Genomic DNA, 16,013 nt, shown 5'->3' with positions numbered 1-16,013 from the left:
CACTGCCACAGTCAAGCCCTGGTTCAGCGCTGCACGCTGTGATCGTTCTCGGCGACCGGTCGACCGCCGTTCACATCACCAGGCGCCGCCTTGATCGTCCGGGGTGCGCTCTGCGCGTCGGGGTTCGGCGGGTCGGAGGGGGCTTCCTGCTGCTGGCTGCCCTCGGACTTCATCGCCTTCGCCTCGCTCTTGAGGATGCGGGCGGACTTGCCGAGCGAGCGGGCCATGTCGGGCAGCTTCTTGGCACCGAACAGCAGGACGACGACGACGAGAATGAGAATGATCTCGGGAGCGCCGATCTTTCCGAACAACATAAGCGTCTACCTTCTCACCGAGGCGGCTGGGATGGAGCTATCTGACTTGGCCGGACATCCGTCCGCCCGCCGTACTAGCAGCGATCGTAACGCTCACGGGTAAACGCTGGGCAACCCCTGTGCGCACTCCCGGTAGCAGGCCGCGCCGCGCGCTTCGGCCCTGCGGAACAGCCTACCGTCCACACGTACGCGCGTTTCGGCCCGTCACACCTGCTACTCCGTTTCTCGCCACTGCGCCGATGCGGCCAACGGTGCCGCCGCCCGCTCAAGATCCTCGGCAGCCCGCTGGATCCGCTCGGACGTCGCTCCGACCTGGCGGGCGAGCCGCCGCACCTCGGCGAAGACACGTACGGCCAGGACACCGAGCACGGCGATCCCGGCGAAGCCGAAGGCGATTGCGATCATGGGCCAGAGCATGGGGACGAGCCTATCGGTCAGCCCGTGTGCAGCCGCAGCGTGCGGACCCCGCCGCCGGTCAGCAGCTCGACGATCCGCTCACCGGCCGGTCGGCGCACCGCGCGGCGGCAGTCGGGGCAGGTGAAGGAGTAGAAGGTGGTGCGGCTGCTGGCGCCGATCGCCAGCCGGAAGGCGTCCGAGGCCAGCTCGAAGCGGCCCCGGCAGTCCGGGCAGGCCGCTTTGAAGAGCACCGGCGCGGCCATGCCCGCCAGAGTGGTGGTCACCATCGTGGTCGTCATCCTTCGCTGCCGTCTCCTGCTCCCTGCACAAGGCGGTGCGCCACCCGGGTGCCCCGCCTTCACTCGCCGTACGCCGCGAGCGCCTGGTCGGCGGCCTGCCGCGCGCTGTCCGCGAGCTCCTGCGGCGCCACGATCCGGCCGTCGCGGCCCAGGCGCAGCGCCAGCCGCCGCAGCGAGGCCGGATCGGGGGTGCGCAGGGTGATGCGCAGTCCGCCGTCGGCAAGCTCCTCGGCGCTGTCGTGCGGGTAGTACTCGGCGACCCAGCGACCGCCGGGACCGACCTCGATGGACACCTCGGGGTCCTCGGCCGCGGGCTGCACCAGTCCCTCCGACAGATCGCGCAGCTCGACCGGCGGCGGGTCGGCGGGGGCGTCCAGCAGCTTGATCTCAGCGACCCGGTCGAGCCGGAAGGTGCGCCGGGCCTCGGAGAGCCGGCACCACGCCTCCATATACGTGTGGCCGACGGCGAACAGCCGGATCGGGTCGACCTCACGCTCGGTCAGCTCGTCGCGGGCCGGGGAGTAGTACCGCAGCCACAGCCGCCGCCGCTCGGCGATGGCCCGGTCCACGTCGGCGAAGACCCCGCCCTCGGACTCGAAGGTCACCGACAGCCGGGCACTGGCACCGGCCGCCTCGCCCGCCGCCGCCTCCAGCTTGGCGGTGGCCCGCAGCAGCGCCTGCCGGTCGCCCTCGCGCAGTCCGGGGAGGGTGGCCACCGCGCGGGCCGCGACCAGCAGCGCGGTCGCCTCGTCGGCGGCCAGCCGCAGCGGCTCGGCGACATCGTCGGGGTTGTGCCACCAGATGCGGTCGCCGTCGGTGTCGATGTCGAGGAGGTCACCGCCGCGGAAGCTCGTCCCGCACATCGGCAGGACGTCGAGATCCGCGATCAGCTCGTCCTCGGTGATGCCGAAGGCGCGGGCGACGTCCCCGACGCGGGCGCCGGGGCGCTCGCGCAGATAGGTCACCAGGGACAGCATCCGGCGGGTCTGGTCGATCGCGTTCGTCGCCATGGGTCTCGTGTTCCTCTCAGCCCTTGGCCACGGCACGCAGCCGGTCGATGACCTCGGCGCGCAGCTCGGCGGGTTCCAGTACGACCACATCGGGCCCGAACTCCACCAGCCAGGCGTCGAGGCCATGGCCGTTGGGGATCTCCAGCTCGTCCCAGCCGCCGCCCAGCTCGCGGACGGTAAGCGCGCGGGCGCGCAGCGGATAGCCGTGCTCGGCGCGGAGCTTGATCCTGGCGGTGCCGGTCGCGGTCTCCCCGGCCCAGCTCTCGACGGTCTCGCGGACGGTGACGTGATCGGGCACCGGCGCGGTGAACGCCCCTTGGCGCGAACGGACCTTGCCGGTGATCCGGGAGAGCCGGAAGACCCGCTCCGCCTCGCGCTCGCGGTCCCATCCCGCGACGTACCAATGGCCCCGCCAGCACTCCAGGATCCACGGTTCGACCTGCCGCTGCTCGGGGCGGGCGGCATTCGACTTCCGGTAGTCGAAGACGACCGGGCGGCGGTCCCGGCAGGCCAGCATCAACGGCTCGAAGGCGGCTTCATGGGCGGGGATACGGGGCTCCAGCGCGCTGTGCGGCTGTCCGGCGTCGTAGTCCGCGCCGTCCCCGGCCAGTGGCATGCCCGCCGCGCGCAGCTTCTGGAGCGCGCCGCTGGCGGCGCCGGCCAGCCGGGCCTGCTGCCAGATCTTCGCGGCGAGCCCGAGGGCGGCGGCCTCCTCGGCATCCAGGGTGATCGGGGGCAGGCGGTTGCTGTCGCGGCGGGCGAGGTAGCCGATGTCGCCCTCGATGCCCTCGACGGTCTCGATGACCAGGCCGAGCTCGCGCAGATCATCCTTGTCGCGCTCGAACATGCGGTTGAACGAGTCGTCGCTGCCCGCCTCGATATAGGCCTCGATGGACGACCTCAGCTCACGCTTGGTCAGCGGGCGTCGCGTCCCCAGCAGGCACAGCGCCAGATTCATCAGCCGCTCGGCCTTGGCAATGGCCATCGACGCCCTTTCTCGTTGAACTCCCGATCGTTGACCGTACCGCTCGGGGAGGTCAGGGCAAAGCCGGACGGGGAAGCGGGCAGACACCCCGAGGGCCCGTGCCATCACGGCACGGGCCCTCGGAAACGTCAGCGGCGGCCGCGCACCGCGACCGGCAACGGTCTCAGACGGAGACCAGGTCGCAGACGAAGATCAGCGTCTCGCCCGGGGCGATCCGGCCACCGCCGGCACCGCGGTCGCCGTACGCGAGGTGCGCGGGGATGGTCAGCCGGCGGCGGCCGCCGACCTTCATGCCCTGCACGCCCTGGTCCCAGCCGGCGATGACCTGGCCGGCGCCCAGCTGGAACTGCAGCGGCTTGCCGCGGTTCCAGCTCGCGTCGAACTCCTCGCCGGTGCTGAACGACACGCCGACGTAGTGGACGGAGACGGTGTCCCCGGCCTTGGCGACCGGCCCGTCGCCCTCCGTCAGGTCCACGATCTCGAGCTCGGTGGGAGCCGGGCCCTCAGGAAAGTCGATCTCGGGCTTGTCGATGCTCACGAATGTGCTCCTACTTACGAATCTTTACGATTACGGCGTCAGTCTCGCAGATCGGCGTCAGCTGACGCTGAGCACGTCCACGGAGAACACCAGATCGGAGCCGATGGACTTCTGCTGCTGCTCGGTCAGCTTGCTCTTGGGCACCACGATCAGCACCCGGCTGCCGGCCTTCTTCCCCTTGAGGCCTTCCTTCCACCCCGGCAGCTGCGCGACCGGCACATCCTGCGCCCCGGGCTGCCCCGGCGCCCAGGTGTCGGCGATCACCTTGCCGTCCTTCCAGGTGACCACCGTGTAGTTGGCACGCACGATGCTCTTGTCACTGATCGTCGCGCCCTTCCCCTGGATGATCGTCTCGCTCTTGACGTCCTTCGGCGCGTCCTGGCCCTTGGGCAGGGTGATCTTCGGCGCCTTGTCGTCGATGGCGGTCCCGACCTTGGGGAGATCGGAGTCGGTCTGCGCGACCGGCTTGCCCTCGATCTTGCTCGGCATGATCTTCTTGAGGTCGACGACGAAGACCAGCGTGGAGTTAGCGGGAATGTTCTGCTGCGCCTGCGCGCCGTATCCCTTGTCCGGCGGGATGACCAACTCGACGCGGCTGCCGAGCTTCTGGCCCACCAGGCCCTCGTCCCAGCCCTTGATGACCTTGCCGCTGCCGATCTCGAAGGTGGCCGGCGCGCCGCGGTCCCAGCTGTTGTCGAACGCCTTGCCGTCCCAGGTCTGGCCGAGGTAGTTGGCGTTGAGGGCCGCGCCCTTCTTCACCTCCGGCCCGTCACCCTTTTTGAGGACCTTGACCTGAAGCTTTTTGGGAGGGGTGCCCTCGCCCTTGTCGACCTTGGGCTTGGCATCCGCCTGGCCACTCACCGCCGGCACGGAGCCTGCCTTGGATGAGTCGTCATTGCCGCAGGCCGCTGCAGAGACGAGAAGCAGGGGAACGGCGATCAGGGCTGTGATGGGGCGTCGGCGCACGTATATCCCTCAAAACGGGCTGCGATCAGTGAATGGACAGATCCACTCTAGCCACGCCACACAACAATGGCGGGCCCGTGTCACACGGACCCCGCCACTGTCCCATCCCACCGGTCCCTTCACCGGCACCACACGCCAGGAACGCCCTCACTTGACCGGACCGGAGTCCCTACCGTGAGTGACACAGGGGCCCGGCCCGGCACCGGCGGCGGCATGCCCCCGCATCCGGCGCGTCCGGTCACATGCCGGCGATCAGCTTCTCCACGCGGTCGTCCACCGAACGGAAGGGGTCCTTGCACAGCACCGTCCGCTGCGCCTGGTCGTTCAGCTTGAGGTGCACCCAGTCGACCGTGAAATCACGGCGCTGCTCCTGCGCCCGGCGGATGAAGTCACCGCGCAGCCTGGCGCGGGTGGTCTGCGGCGGTACCGACTTGCCCTCGAAGATTTTCAAGTCGTTACAGATCCGCGCCGCCTGCCCTTTTCGCTCCAGGAGGTAGTACAGCCCCCGGCGGCGATGAATGTCGTGATACGCGAGGTCTATCTGCGCCACCCGGGGGTGGGACATGGTGATGTTGTTCTTTGTGCGATACCGCTCGATCAGCTGATGTTTCATCACCCAGTCGATCTCGGTGGAGATACGGTCGAGCTCCTCCTCCCGGATCGCCTCGAGCGTACGGCCCCACAACTCCAGGACCCGCTCGACGGTGCCCGTACGGATTCCGCGGCGGTCGCAGAAATCCACGGCCTTTTCGTAGTACTCCTGCTGCACCTCGAGCGCCGATGCCTCGCGCCCGCTGGCCAGCCGCACCTTGCGCTGCCCGGTGATGTCATGGCTGACCTCACGGATGGCCCGGATCGGGTTCTCCAGCGTCAGATCCCGCATGACCGTGCCCGCCTCGATCATGCGCAGCACGAGATCGGTGGCCCCGACCTTCAGCATCATGGTCGTTTCGGACATGTTGGAGTCACCGACGATGACATGCAGCCGGCGATAGCGCTCGGCATCCGCATGCGGTTCGTCGCGGGTGTTGATGATCGGCCGGGAACGGGTCGTCGCCGAGGAGACCCCCTCCCAGATGTGCTCCGCCCGCTGGCTGACGCAGTAGACGGCGCCCCGCGGAGTCTGCAGCACCTTGCCCGCGCCGCACAGCAGCTGACGGGTGACGAGGAACGGAATGAGGATGTCCGCGAGCCGGGAGAACTCACCATGCCGGGCCACGAGGTAATTCTCGTGACATCCGTAGGAGTTTCCCGCCGAATCGGTGTTGTTCTTGAAGAGATAGACGTCGCCCGCGATTCCCTCCTCATGCAGGCGGCGCTCGGCGTCGACGAGCAGGCCTTCGAGAATGCGCTCGCCGGCCTTGTCGTGCGTGACCAGCTCGGTCACGTTGTCGCACTCGGGAGTTGCGTATTCCGGGTGCGAGCCCACGTCCAAGTACAGGCGGGCGCCGTTCCGCAGGAAGACATTGCTGCTGCGGCCCCATGACACGACACGGCGGAAGAGGTACCGCGCCACTTCGTCAGGCGACAGTCGGCGCTGTCCCCTGAACGTGCACGTGACGCCGTACTCGTTCTCCAGCCCGAAAATGCGGCGGTCCATGACTGAACATTACGCCTGACGGCCTGCTCTGAAACCGGGTTCGACGGCCCCGTTTCGATCATTTTCCGCCGGGGCCGCACCCGCCGTACGCGGCACGGGATCCCCGAGGAATCGCTTCGTCGACAAAAGGACGACCAGCGCGGCGAGTCCGCCGGCGCCGGCCACCGCGAAACCCGCCACCGCGCCGCCGCCCTCCACCGCAGGCCCCGCCACGGAAGCGCCCACCGCCGATCCGACCCCGAACGTCGTCACCAGCCAGGAAAACGCCTCCGTCACCGTGCCCCGGGGCGCATGACGGTCCACCACCACGAAGGCACAGGCCAGCGCCGGCGCCAGGAACACCCCCGCGACGCCGGTCAACACCGTCATTCCGGCCACCCCCGGCACCAGCACCAGCGGCAGATAGCCCAGTGCCAGCAGCCCGATCAGCAGCCGCAGCCGGCTCTCCGGCCGCCCCGGCCACTCGCGCGCGCCGTAGCCGAGGCCGCCGATCAGCGCGCCGACGCCCAGCGCGGACAGCAGCCAGCTGGAGACCATCCCCCCGCCGTGCTCCTCCGCGTACGCCACCGCCGCGACCGCGATCGAGCCCAGCGCCAGCCCCACGAAGAAGAACGCCCCGATCAGCACCAGCATCCCGACCGAGCGCAGGGCACCCAGCCAGTGCGCCTCCCGTGGCCCGCTGCGCCACTGCCGGGACGGCTCGGAGACCACGACGGAGAGCGCCCCGAGGACCCCGAGCAGGTTGATCACCAGCAGCGCCGCCCCCTCCGACCAGGCCGCCACGCACAGCGTCACCAGCAACGGTCCCACCGCGAACATGACTTCCTGCGCCACCGCGTCCAGCGCATAGGCGGCGTGCACCCGGTCCGCGCGCTTGAGGACCCCGGGCCACAGCGCCCGCAGGCCGCCCTCCAGGGGCGGGGTGAAGAAACCGGCGATCGCCATGGCGGCGTAGGCGAGCCACAGCACATCCAGGCCGACGGCCGCCAGCAGCGACATACCGAGCGCGGAAAGCACCGAGGCGGGCAGCATCACCCGCGGCTGGCCGTAGAGGTCCACCGCCCGGCCCAGCAGCGGCTGGCCGATGGCGTTGCAGACGCCGTAGACCGCGGAGAGCGCACCGGCCAGGGCGTAGCTGCCGCCGTCGGCGCGTACGAAGAGGACCACGGCCAGCGCCGCGGTGGCGTTCGGCAGCCTGCCGACCAGCGTCCCCGCCAGAAGCCGGGCCGCGTGCCGGGTTCTGAGCAGCTCCGCATATCCCGCGGCCATCCCTGCCCCTTTTCCGTCCGGACCGGCCGGACATGTTACGTATAACGTTCGCCGTTATACGTATCATGACCCTCACCCGCAGTCCACCCGCCATCGCCGTGCGCAAGGAGCGAAACCCCCGGTGACCAGCAACGAGACCAGCACACCCGGCCGGCGCCCGGCCGGCGCGCGCACGACCAGCCGGGACGTGGCCCGGGTCGCCAGGGTCTCCCAGGCCGCCGTCTCGCTCGTGCTGGGCGACAAATGGCGCGGCCGGGTCTCCCCCGCCAAGGCCGAAGCCGTCCGCACCGCCGCCCGCGAGCTGGGCTACCGCCCCAACCTCGCCGCCCGCAGCCTGCGGATGGGCCGCACCCGCACCGCATTGCTGGTCGTCCCCGCCCTGACCACCGAATTCTTCGCCCGCGTCTACACCGGCGCGGCCCGGGTCGCCGCCGACCACGGCTTCGGAGTGGTCCTCTACCCCTCCCCCGAGGGCATCGGCCCGGCCCGCGACCCCTTCGACTCCGCGGCGGCCACCCTGGACGGCGTGATCGCCTCATCGATGGCCGCCGAAGCCCTCAGCGCGCTCCGCGATGCGGACCTGCCGCTGGTCATGCTGGACAGCGACCCCGACGACGACCGGGCCACCGCCACCGTCAACCTCGACATCGCCGACGGCGTCCGGCAGTTGACCAGCCATCTGACGGCCCTCGGCCACCGCCGCATCACCCACCTCGCCGCCGACGTGGACTCCTGGACCTTCGATCTGCGCGCCCGCGCCGTCACCGAAGCCCTGGAGCGCACCCCCGGCACGCTGCTGCGCCGGGAGCCGGCCGCCTTCGGTGTCGACGCCGGGCTGCACGCCGCCCACGCCGCCCTGACCGCCCCCGGCCCCCGCCCCACGGCCCTGCTCTGCGACGACGACATCATCGCCGCGGGTGCCTGCAAAGCCGTACGCCGACTGGGCCTGCGGATCCCCGAGGACGTCTCCGTGACCGGCTTCGACGACCTGGCCCTGGCCCTCGCCGTCGAGCCGGAGCTGACGACCGTACGGCTGCCCGCCGAGGAGTTCGGCGCGGCCGGGATGCGGGCCCTGATGAGCGTGCTCGACGGCCACCCGGCCGCGGCCCCCACCCTGCCGGTCGAACTGATCACCCGGGGCTCCACCGCCCCGGCCGCGGACGCCCCGGGCAACGCGGCGCGCCCCGGCGGGCAGTGACCCACCGGGGCGCGCGCGACCGGGGACATGCCCCGCACAGCCTGACGTCAGAGCAGGGGCTCCCCGTCGGAGCCCTCCTCGCCCGACGTCCCCTTGCCGTTGTCCGGCTTGCTTCCCTTGTCCTTCGAGCCCTTGCCGCCGCTTTCCCCGGCGGTGGTCCCGGACTCCCCGGCACCGGCGCCCGCATCCGCGTCCGCCGCCTCGCCGGCGTCCGCCCCGCCGCTCTCGTCCAGCAGCCGGGACAGCTGCCGGCCCAGGATCCGCTTGAACTTGCGCTGCTGGGGACGCGTACGGTCCAGCGTCGCGACCTCCAGCTGCTCGGCGGTGAGCCGGCGCTCGCCGCCGTTGTTGTCCCGCGACAGCGACTCCACGGCCAGCTTGAGCGCCTCGGCCAGCGTCATACCGTCACGGTGGCGCTGGTCGAGATAGCTGCTGATCTGGTCCGCGTTGCCGCCGACCGCCACCGAGCCGTGCTCGTCGACGATCGAGCCGTCATGCGGCAGCCGGTAGATCTGGTCGTCCTCGGGACCCGCGCCGACCTCGGCGACGATCAGCTCGACCTCGTAGGGCTTCTCGGCGGCGCTGGAGAAGATCGTGCCGAGCGTCTGGGCATAGACATTCGCCAGGCCCCGCGCGGTCACGTCCTCACGGTCGTAGGTGTAGCCCCGCAGATCGGCGTAGCGCACGCCACCGATCCGCAGGTTCTCGAACTCGTTGTACTTGCCGACCGCCGCGAAGGCGATCCGGTCATAGATCTCGCTGACCTTGTGCAGGGCGCGGGAGGGATTCTCGGCGACGAAGACCACGCCGTCGGTGTACTGCAGCACCACGACACTCCGGCCGCGCGCGATGCCCTTGCGGGCGTACTCGGCGCGGTCCGCCATGGCCTGCTGGGGTGAGACATAGAACGGCGTCGACACCGGCTATCCGTCCCTTCCTGTCAAAAGCACTCTCGGTAGCTGGGGGAGCACTGCGGACCATCCGTCCCGTCAGAGCAGCGCGGCGCGCGGGCCGTCGGGCTGTTCGAGGCGGCGGTCGTGCACCGCACGGACGGTCTCCGAGACCTCGTCCCCGCTGAGCCGCTTGAAGCCGTCTTCGGTGATCACGGTGACGATGGGGTAGATCCTCCGCGCCATATCGGGCCCGCCGGTCGCGGAGTCGTCATCGGCCGCGTCGTACAGGGCCTGGACGACGGCGGTGACGGCCTGATCCTCCGTGAAATCTTCCCGGAAGAGCTTCTTCAGCGCACTGCGGGCGAAGACCGAGCCGGAACCCGTCGCCGCGAAGCCGTGCTCCTCCGACCGCCCGCCGGTCACGTCGTACGAGAAGATACGGCCCTTCTCGCGGTCGAGGTCGTAGCCGGCGAACAACGGCACCACGGCCAGGCCCTGCATGGCCATTCCCAGATTGCTGCGAATCATCGTCGACAGACGATTCGCCTTGCCCTCCAGGGAGAGTTGGGCGCCCTCGACCTTCTCGAAGTGCTCCAGCTCCAGCTGGAAGAGCTTGACCATCTCCACCGCGAGACCGGCCGTGCCCGCGATGCCGACCGCCGAATACTCGTCGGCCGGGAAGACCTTCTCGATATCACGCTGCGCGATGACGTTGCCCATCGTCGCCCGCCGGTCGCCGGCGAGCACCGCGCCTCCGGGGAACGCCGCGGCAACGATCGTCGTGCCGTGCGGCGCCTCGATGGCACCCTGCACCGGCGGCAGCGGGCGGTTGCCCGGCAGCAGAGCGGGCGAGTGCTCACCGAGGAAATCCATGAAGGACGAGGATCCAGGCGTCAGGAAGGCAGCTGGTAGACGCCCGGTGCTTCGAATATTGGCTTCCACACGTTTCCTTCCAGATACTCGGCCGCCCGCCTCAATACGTCCGGCCGATCCTTGAATTGACCCAAGGCTGCATTGCAACTGAAGCACAGTACGCCTCGGACCCTACCCGTCCCGTGATCGTGATCCACATGCACGGGGCAGGCAAGGCAGAGCGGGCACATCCGGCGCTGTTCCTTCATGAGCGCGTTGCGCTCGGCTTCGCTCATGCCGCAGTGGCGCTTCAGGTGGCCTGCGCGCCCCTTCACTGCCTTGCGCGACTTGCAGGGTGCCGCCGGACCGTCGTGGTGGTACGCCGCCGCGCACCCCCGGCAGCAGGCCTGCTGCCGGTCACGCATCGCCCTGTTCCTCGCGAAGGCTGTCCGCGGCTTGTCTCCTTGCGCCGCGGACAGAACTTCACCCCTTGGCCTTCCGACACTCGAAGCCCCCGCCGCCCGTAAGCCTTCGATCCCAAGGAAACCCGGGGTCTATTGCCCACCCTTCTGGACAAATGACCTCACGAAATCCTCGGCGTTCTCCTCGAGTACATCGTCGATCTCGTCCAGCACCGAGTCCACGTCGTCCGACAACTTTTCCTGGCGTTCCTTGAGGTCTTCGGAGGCCTGCGCGTCCTCTGTCCGCTCCTCGACCTCTTCCGTGGAACGCGTGGCCTTCGCCTGTCCGCCGCCGCTGTCCTTGGTCGCCATGTCCCTCACCCCGCTCGGTTCGCCCCGCTCGATGTGACCTTCAAGATCCGACCCTACAAGCAGGGTCCGACATCGGCCCTGCAGTTGCTGCAACGCCCGGGAGTCACCTCATTGATTCCCGCACCGCGGCGATTTCAGCCGCGGATCGACTGTGGATCTTGGGAAAATCTGTCGTGCACCTGCCGAAACTCAGCGGCCGGACAGCGTCCTCACCAGCTCCTCCGCGGTACGGCAGCGGTCAAGAAGCTCCTTGACGTGCTTCCGGGTCCCCCGCAGTGGCTCCAGTGTGGGAACCCGTTGCAGGGAGTCACGCCCGGGCAGATCGAAGATGACCGAATCCCATGAGGCGGCCGCGACATCGTCCGCGTACTGCTCCAGGCAGCGGCCGCGGAAGTAGGCCCTGGTGTCCTCCGGAGGCTTCTGCTCGGCCCGCTCGACCTGGGACTCGTCCAGGAGCCGCTTCATCTTCCCGCGGGCCGCCAGACGGTTGTACAGGCCCTTCTCGGGCCGCACGTCGGCGTACTGCAGGTCGATGAGGTGCAGCCGGGCGGCGTCCCACTCCAGGCCGTCGCGGCGCCGGTAGCCCTCCATCAGCTCCCGCTTGGCGACCCAGTCCAGCTCGCCGGACAGGCTCATCGGGTCGTTCTCCAGCCGGCCGAGCACGTCCTCCCACCGGGTCAGGACGTCCTTGGTCTGCTCGTCCGCATCCGCTCCGTAGCGGTCCTCGACATATTTGCGGGCCAGCTCGAAGTACTCCATCTGGAGCTGTACGCCCGTGAGGGTGCGGCCGCTGCGGAGCGTGATCAGATGCTGCAGGCCGGGGTCGTGCGAGACCTGGTGCAGAGTGCGGACGGGCTGGTCGACGGCCAGGTCGACGGCGATGAAGCCGTCCTCGATCATGGACAGCACCAGGGAGGTGGTGCCCAGCTTCAGATACGTCGAGATCTCGGAGAGGTTCGCGTCCCCGATGATCACATGGAGCCGGCGGTACTTCTCCGCGTCCGCGTGCGGTTCGTCGCGGGTGTTGATGATGGGCCGTTTGAGCGTCGTCTCCAGCCCGACCTCCACCTCGAAGTAGTCGGCGCGCTGGCTGAGCTGGAAGCCGTGCTCGTGGCCGTCCTGGCCGATGCCGACCCGGCCGGCGCCGGTGACCACCTGGCGGGAGACGAAGAACGGCGTCAGGTGCCGCACGATGTCCGAGAAGGGGGTCTCCCGCTTCATCAGGTAGTTCTCGTGCGTCCCGTAGGAGGCGCCCTTGTTGTCGGTGTTGTTCTTGTAGAGGTGGATGGGCTGGGCGCCGGGGACCTGGGCGGCCCGTTCGGCCGCCTCGGCCATGATCCGCTCGCCGGCCTTGTCCCACAGCACGGCGTCCCATGGATTGGTGACCTCGGGGGCGCTGTATTCGGGGTGGGCATGGTCGACGTACAGCCTGGCGCCATTGGTGAGGATCACATTCGCCAGGCCGATGTCCTCGTCCGTGAGCTGGCTGGCGTCCGCGTTCTCGCGTGCGAGGTCGAAGCCACGGGCGTCCCGCAGCGGGTTCTCCTCCTCGAAATCCCAGCGGGCACGGCGTGCCCGGTGCATCGCGGCCGCGTAGGCGTTGACGACCTGGGACGAGGTGAGCATGGCATTGGCGTTCGGGTGACCGGGGACGGAGATCCCGTACTCCGTCTCGATTCCCATTACTCGCCGTACGGTCATGCGGCCCTCCTTGCCCGGCGGCGCCCCCGGATGGGGTCGGCGCTCAAGTACCGCGGTGCCTCCGGTCCGTGCGCGTGCCCCGCGCCCGCACAGGGTGACGCTGCGGTACCGAAGAGCCTAGAACGCCTTTGCGGCGCTGGGGAGATCATTACAGTCATTGCTCCAGTCCGGTTTTCCCTGGTCCGCCGCGCCCTTATCGGGTGCAGTCGTGGCACCCCCGGAAAAGCGTCCGGCTGCGGACGCCCCGTGCAGGACATCCGCAGCCGGAGAGCGGTGTTACAGGTATTGGCCGGTATTCGCCACCGTATCGATGGAGCGACCGGTGTCCGCGCCCTGCTTTCCGGTGACGAGCGTACGGATGTAGACGATCCGCTCGCCCTTCTTTCCGGAGATACGGGCCCAGTCGTCCGGGTTGGTGGTGTTCGGCAGGTCCTCGTTCTCCTTGAACTCGTCCACGCAGGCCTGGAGGAGGTGGGAGACGCGAAGCCCCTTCTGATTGTGTTCGAGGAAGGCCTTGATGGCCATCTTCTTTGCGCGTCCTACGATGTTTTCGATCATCGCACCGGAGTTGAAGTCCTTGAAATAGAGGACTTCCTTGTCACCATTGGCGTAGGTGACCTCCAGGAAGCGATTCTCCTCGGATTCCGCGTACATCTGCTCGACGACGGATTGAATCATTCCGCTCACTGCGGCCTTCCGCGAGTCGCCGTGTTCGGCGAGGTCGTCGGAGTGCAGCGGAAGATTTTCCGTGAGGTACTTCGAGAAGATGTCCTTGGCGGCCTCCGCGTCCGGGCGCTCGATCTTGATCTTGACGTCGAGACGGCCGGGCCGCAGGATCGCCGGGTCGATCATGTCCTCACGGTTGGAGGCACCGATCACGATCACGTTTTCGAGGCCTTCGACACCGTCGATCTCGGAGAGCAGCTGCGGGACGATGGTGTTCTCCACGTCCGAGCTGACTCCGGACCCCCGGGTGCGGAAGAGGGAGTCCATCTCGTCGAAGAAGACGATGACGGGGGTGCCCTCGCTCGCCTTTTCCCTGGCCCGCTGGAAGACCAGCCGGATGTGCCGCTCCGTCTCACCGACGTATTTGTTGAGCAGCTCGGGGCCCTTGATGTTGAGGAAGAAGCTCTTCCCCGCGGGCTGCCCGGTCACCTCGGCGACCTTTTTGGCAAGGGAGTTGGCGACCGCCTTGGCGATGAGCGTCTTGCCGCAGCCCGGCGGGCCGTAGAGCAAGACGCCCTTGGGCGGGCGGAGTTCGTGCTCCTTGAAGAGGTCGGGGTAGAGGTACGGAAGCTCGACCGCGTCCCGGATCAGTTCGATCTGGCCGCCCAGACCGCCGATCTTGGTGTAGTCGATGTCCGGGACCTCTTCGAGGACGAGCTCTTCGACCTCGCTCTTCGGGATGACCTCGTAGACGTAGCCGGAGCGGGGCTCGAGGAGCAGGGCGTCGCCGGGGCGGATGGTGATGTCCAGCAGCGGCTCGGCGAGCCTGACCACCCGTTCCTCGTCGGTATGCCCGATCACCAGGGCGCGCTCGCCGTCCTCGAGGATCTCCTTGAGGGTGACGATGTCGCCGGCGCTCTCGAACTCCATGGCCTCGACCACGTTGAGCGCTTCGTTGAGCATGACCTCCTGGCCTCGCCGGAGGTCCCCGGTCTCCACACTGGGGCTGACATTCACCCGGAGCTTTCTGCCTCCGGTGAAAATGTCGACCGTGTCGTCCTCGTTCGCCTGCAGGAAGACACCGAAGCCGGCCGGCGGCTGTGCGAGCCGGTCGACCTCCTCCTTGAGCGCGACGATCTGGTCGCGGGCCTCGCGGAGAGTATTGGCGAGACGCTCGTTCTGCGCCGAGACGCCGGCCAGGTTGGTCTGCAGCTCGACGATCCGCTCTTCGAGAATCCTCGTGTGACGCGGAGAGTCGGCGAGCTTGCGTCGCAGGACGGCGATCTCCTGCTCGAGATAGGCAACCTGGCCGGCGGGATCTTCAGACCCCCGCCCCGGCCGGATGCCGCGGTTGATGTCGTCGTCGTGGGCTGCCACGGTCCTCACCTCCTCCAAGGAGCTGGACGCTTCCTGACCCTACCTGGGCCGGTGCAGGTTGAAACCCCTAGATCGAAAAGACTGTCGGGGCGTGTCCGATCTTCACCCTTGCGCACGTCCTCACGCCAAGGGAATACCCACCCAACAACATCGGAAAGCGAGCGGTTGTATCGTCGAGTCGGTCAACACCCGTCAGGGCTGGCGCCACTTAGACAAAAACGGTTCACGTACGCAGGAACGGCAGGCGAGATGACCGCACAGGACGAAGCCCCAGAGCTGGAAGTATGGATCGACCAGGATCTGTGCACCGGGGACGGCATCTGTGCGCAGTACGCGCCGGAGGTCTTCGAGCTCGACATCGACGGGCTGGCTTATGTGAAGAGCACCGAGGACGAGCTGCTGCAGGACAAGGGGGCGACAACCCCCGTCCCGCTGAAGCTGCTCGATGACGTCCGGGACTCCGCGAAGGAGTGCCCCGGGGACTGCATCCACGTCCGCCGTGTCAAGGACCTGGTCGAGGTCTACGGCCCGGACGCGGAGTAGCCGGCGCGGCGCGGACCGCGCCGGCCGGACACATGATGTGACGGATCACAGACCCTGGGTGCGCATGGCCGCGGGGAGTTCGCTCTGGACGAACTTCCCGCCCTTCCACTGCCACTTGACGCTCCGGTGCACATCGGGGCAGCAGCGCGGGACGTCGAGCGTGGAGTAGCCCAGCAGGGCCGCCGAGATTGCGCCGTTCTTGACCGTGAGGGTTTGGACGGTGCGGCGGCGGGCGGGGTCGAGGAGTGTCGCCACGATCCGGGGCGCGGCCTCGGGGTCGGACGGCTGCGCGAGGACATAGACGCCGCTGGGCGGGGTGCCGGTCTGGCTGTGGCAGCGGACCACGGCGACAGTCTCGGTCGTCCCGTCCCCGTCGAGGTCGCCGGAGGCCTTCTTCACCACGTCGAGGCGGTGGGGGCCGCAGTCCACCGGAAAGGTCACCTTGCCCGGGTCGGGGGCGGCCGTGGGACGGGCGTCGGCCGCGGCAACGGGGGTGGTCGTGGCCTTGGCGTCGGGGGGCTGGACGAAGGACGCGGCCGCCACGACCGCCGAGATGGCGGTGGCGGTGGCGAGCCAGTGCACGGGGCGCGGCTGGGTGTGCAAAAGGTCCTGGCCTGCCATGGGCTGCACGCG

At 68.8% G+C, this 16,013-nt stretch carries 18 protein-coding genes; 2 read left to right on the top strand and 16 right to left on the bottom strand.

Annotated features, from left to right (window positions below):
• Positions 1–23: 23 nt before the first annotated feature.
• From tatA to D9V36_RS34495, 9 genes are all read right to left on the bottom strand, one after another.
• The gene (gene tatA, locus D9V36_RS34535; RefSeq protein WP_129298893.1) at positions 24–311 is read right to left on the bottom strand and encodes a Sec-independent protein translocase subunit TatA; all 288 of its coding nucleotides are present in this window, start codon (positions 309–311) and stop codon (positions 24–26) included.
• A 216-nt stretch (positions 312–527) separates the two neighbouring features.
• Complete coding sequence (locus D9V36_RS34530) at positions 528–731, bottom strand: hypothetical protein (RefSeq protein ID WP_129297223.1); 204 nt, start codon at positions 729–731, stop codon at positions 528–530.
• Positions 732–748: 17 nt separating this feature from the next.
• The gene (locus tag D9V36_RS34525) at positions 749–997 is read right to left on the bottom strand and encodes a hypothetical protein (RefSeq protein WP_241721146.1); all 249 of its coding nucleotides are present in this window, start codon (positions 995–997) and stop codon (positions 749–751) included.
• A gap of 71 nt (positions 998–1,068) precedes the next feature.
• A complete protein-coding gene (locus D9V36_RS34520; RefSeq protein ID WP_129297221.1) occupies positions 1,069–2,019 on the bottom strand; it encodes a helix-turn-helix transcriptional regulator in 951 nt (316 codons plus the stop codon).
• A gap of 16 nt (positions 2,020–2,035) precedes the next feature.
• The gene (locus D9V36_RS34515) at positions 2,036–3,004 is read right to left on the bottom strand and encodes a helix-turn-helix transcriptional regulator (RefSeq protein WP_129297220.1); all 969 of its coding nucleotides are present in this window, start codon (positions 3,002–3,004) and stop codon (positions 2,036–2,038) included.
• A gap of 163 nt (positions 3,005–3,167) precedes the next feature.
• Positions 3,168–3,542: an FKBP-type peptidyl-prolyl cis-trans isomerase gene (locus D9V36_RS34510; protein ID WP_018087767.1), complete on the bottom strand. Its 375-nt coding sequence runs from the start codon at positions 3,540–3,542 to the stop codon at positions 3,168–3,170.
• A 57-nt stretch (positions 3,543–3,599) separates the two neighbouring features.
• Positions 3,600–4,403: an FKBP-type peptidyl-prolyl cis-trans isomerase gene (locus tag D9V36_RS34505; protein WP_241721145.1), complete on the bottom strand. Its 804-nt coding sequence runs from the start codon at positions 4,401–4,403 to the stop codon at positions 3,600–3,602.
• Positions 4,404–4,746: 343 nt separating this feature from the next.
• A complete protein-coding gene (gene pafA / locus D9V36_RS34500) occupies positions 4,747–6,108 on the bottom strand; it encodes a Pup--protein ligase (protein ID WP_129297219.1) in 1,362 nt (453 codons plus the stop codon).
• Positions 6,109–6,117: 9 nt separating this feature from the next.
• Positions 6,118–7,377 carry an MFS transporter gene (locus D9V36_RS34495; protein WP_129297218.1) on the bottom strand — a complete coding sequence of 420 codons (1,260 nt, stop codon included), beginning with the start codon at positions 7,375–7,377 and terminating at the stop codon, positions 6,118–6,120.
• 121 nt (positions 7,378–7,498) lie between these two features.
• On the opposite strand from D9V36_RS34495, the gene D9V36_RS34490 reads away from it, so the two are divergent.
• Complete coding sequence (locus D9V36_RS34490; RefSeq protein WP_129297217.1) at positions 7,499–8,575, top strand: LacI family DNA-binding transcriptional regulator; 1,077 nt, start codon at positions 7,499–7,501, stop codon at positions 8,573–8,575.
• 47 nt (positions 8,576–8,622) lie between these two features.
• Here the strand turns inward: D9V36_RS34490 and prcA are convergent, their stop codons facing one another.
• The 6 genes from prcA to arc form a co-directional block, all read right to left on the bottom strand.
• On the bottom strand, positions 8,623–9,495 hold the full coding sequence (gene prcA / locus D9V36_RS34485; protein WP_129297216.1) for a proteasome subunit alpha: 873 nt from the start codon (positions 9,493–9,495) through the stop codon (positions 8,623–8,625).
• A 69-nt stretch (positions 9,496–9,564) separates the two neighbouring features.
• Positions 9,565–10,410 carry a proteasome subunit beta gene (gene prcB, locus D9V36_RS34480; RefSeq protein WP_129297215.1) on the bottom strand — a complete coding sequence of 282 codons (846 nt, stop codon included), beginning with the start codon at positions 10,408–10,410 and terminating at the stop codon, positions 9,565–9,567.
• Positions 10,362–10,589 carry an endonuclease VII domain-containing protein gene (locus tag D9V36_RS43145; RefSeq protein WP_241721380.1) on the bottom strand — a complete coding sequence of 76 codons (228 nt, stop codon included), beginning with the start codon at positions 10,587–10,589 and terminating at the stop codon, positions 10,362–10,364. Before D9V36_RS43145 ends, prcB begins: the two co-directional genes overlap by 49 nt.
• A gap of 285 nt (positions 10,590–10,874) precedes the next feature.
• Positions 10,875–11,093 carry a ubiquitin-like protein Pup gene (locus D9V36_RS34470; RefSeq protein WP_129297213.1) on the bottom strand — a complete coding sequence of 73 codons (219 nt, stop codon included), beginning with the start codon at positions 11,091–11,093 and terminating at the stop codon, positions 10,875–10,877.
• A 189-nt stretch (positions 11,094–11,282) separates the two neighbouring features.
• Positions 11,283–12,794 carry a depupylase/deamidase Dop gene (dop, locus tag D9V36_RS34465; protein ID WP_347239830.1) on the bottom strand — a complete coding sequence of 504 codons (1,512 nt, stop codon included), beginning with the start codon at positions 12,792–12,794 and terminating at the stop codon, positions 11,283–11,285.
• A 276-nt stretch (positions 12,795–13,070) separates the two neighbouring features.
• Positions 13,071–14,837, bottom strand: a complete 1,767-nt coding sequence (gene arc, locus D9V36_RS34460; protein ID WP_088796881.1) for a proteasome ATPase — start codon at positions 14,835–14,837, stop codon at positions 13,071–13,073.
• 249 nt (positions 14,838–15,086) lie between these two features.
• Between arc and D9V36_RS34455 the strand changes: the two genes are divergently transcribed.
• Entirely contained in the window at positions 15,087–15,380 is a 294-nt protein-coding gene (locus D9V36_RS34455) for a ferredoxin (protein ID WP_088796882.1), read from the top strand.
• Positions 15,381–15,425: 45 nt separating this feature from the next.
• Here the strand turns inward: D9V36_RS34455 and D9V36_RS34450 are convergent, their stop codons facing one another.
• Entirely contained in the window at positions 15,426–16,001 is a 576-nt protein-coding gene (locus D9V36_RS34450; protein ID WP_206739867.1) for a hypothetical protein, read from the bottom strand.
• Positions 16,002–16,013 lie beyond the last annotated feature (12 nt).

Source organism: Streptomyces lydicus, assembly GCF_004125265.1.
Lineage (GTDB): Bacteria > Actinomycetota > Actinomycetes > Streptomycetales > Streptomycetaceae > Streptomyces > Streptomyces lydicus_C.
Note: the sequence above shows the minus strand (reverse complement) of the source record. Positions and strands in the feature narration are given on the sequence as shown.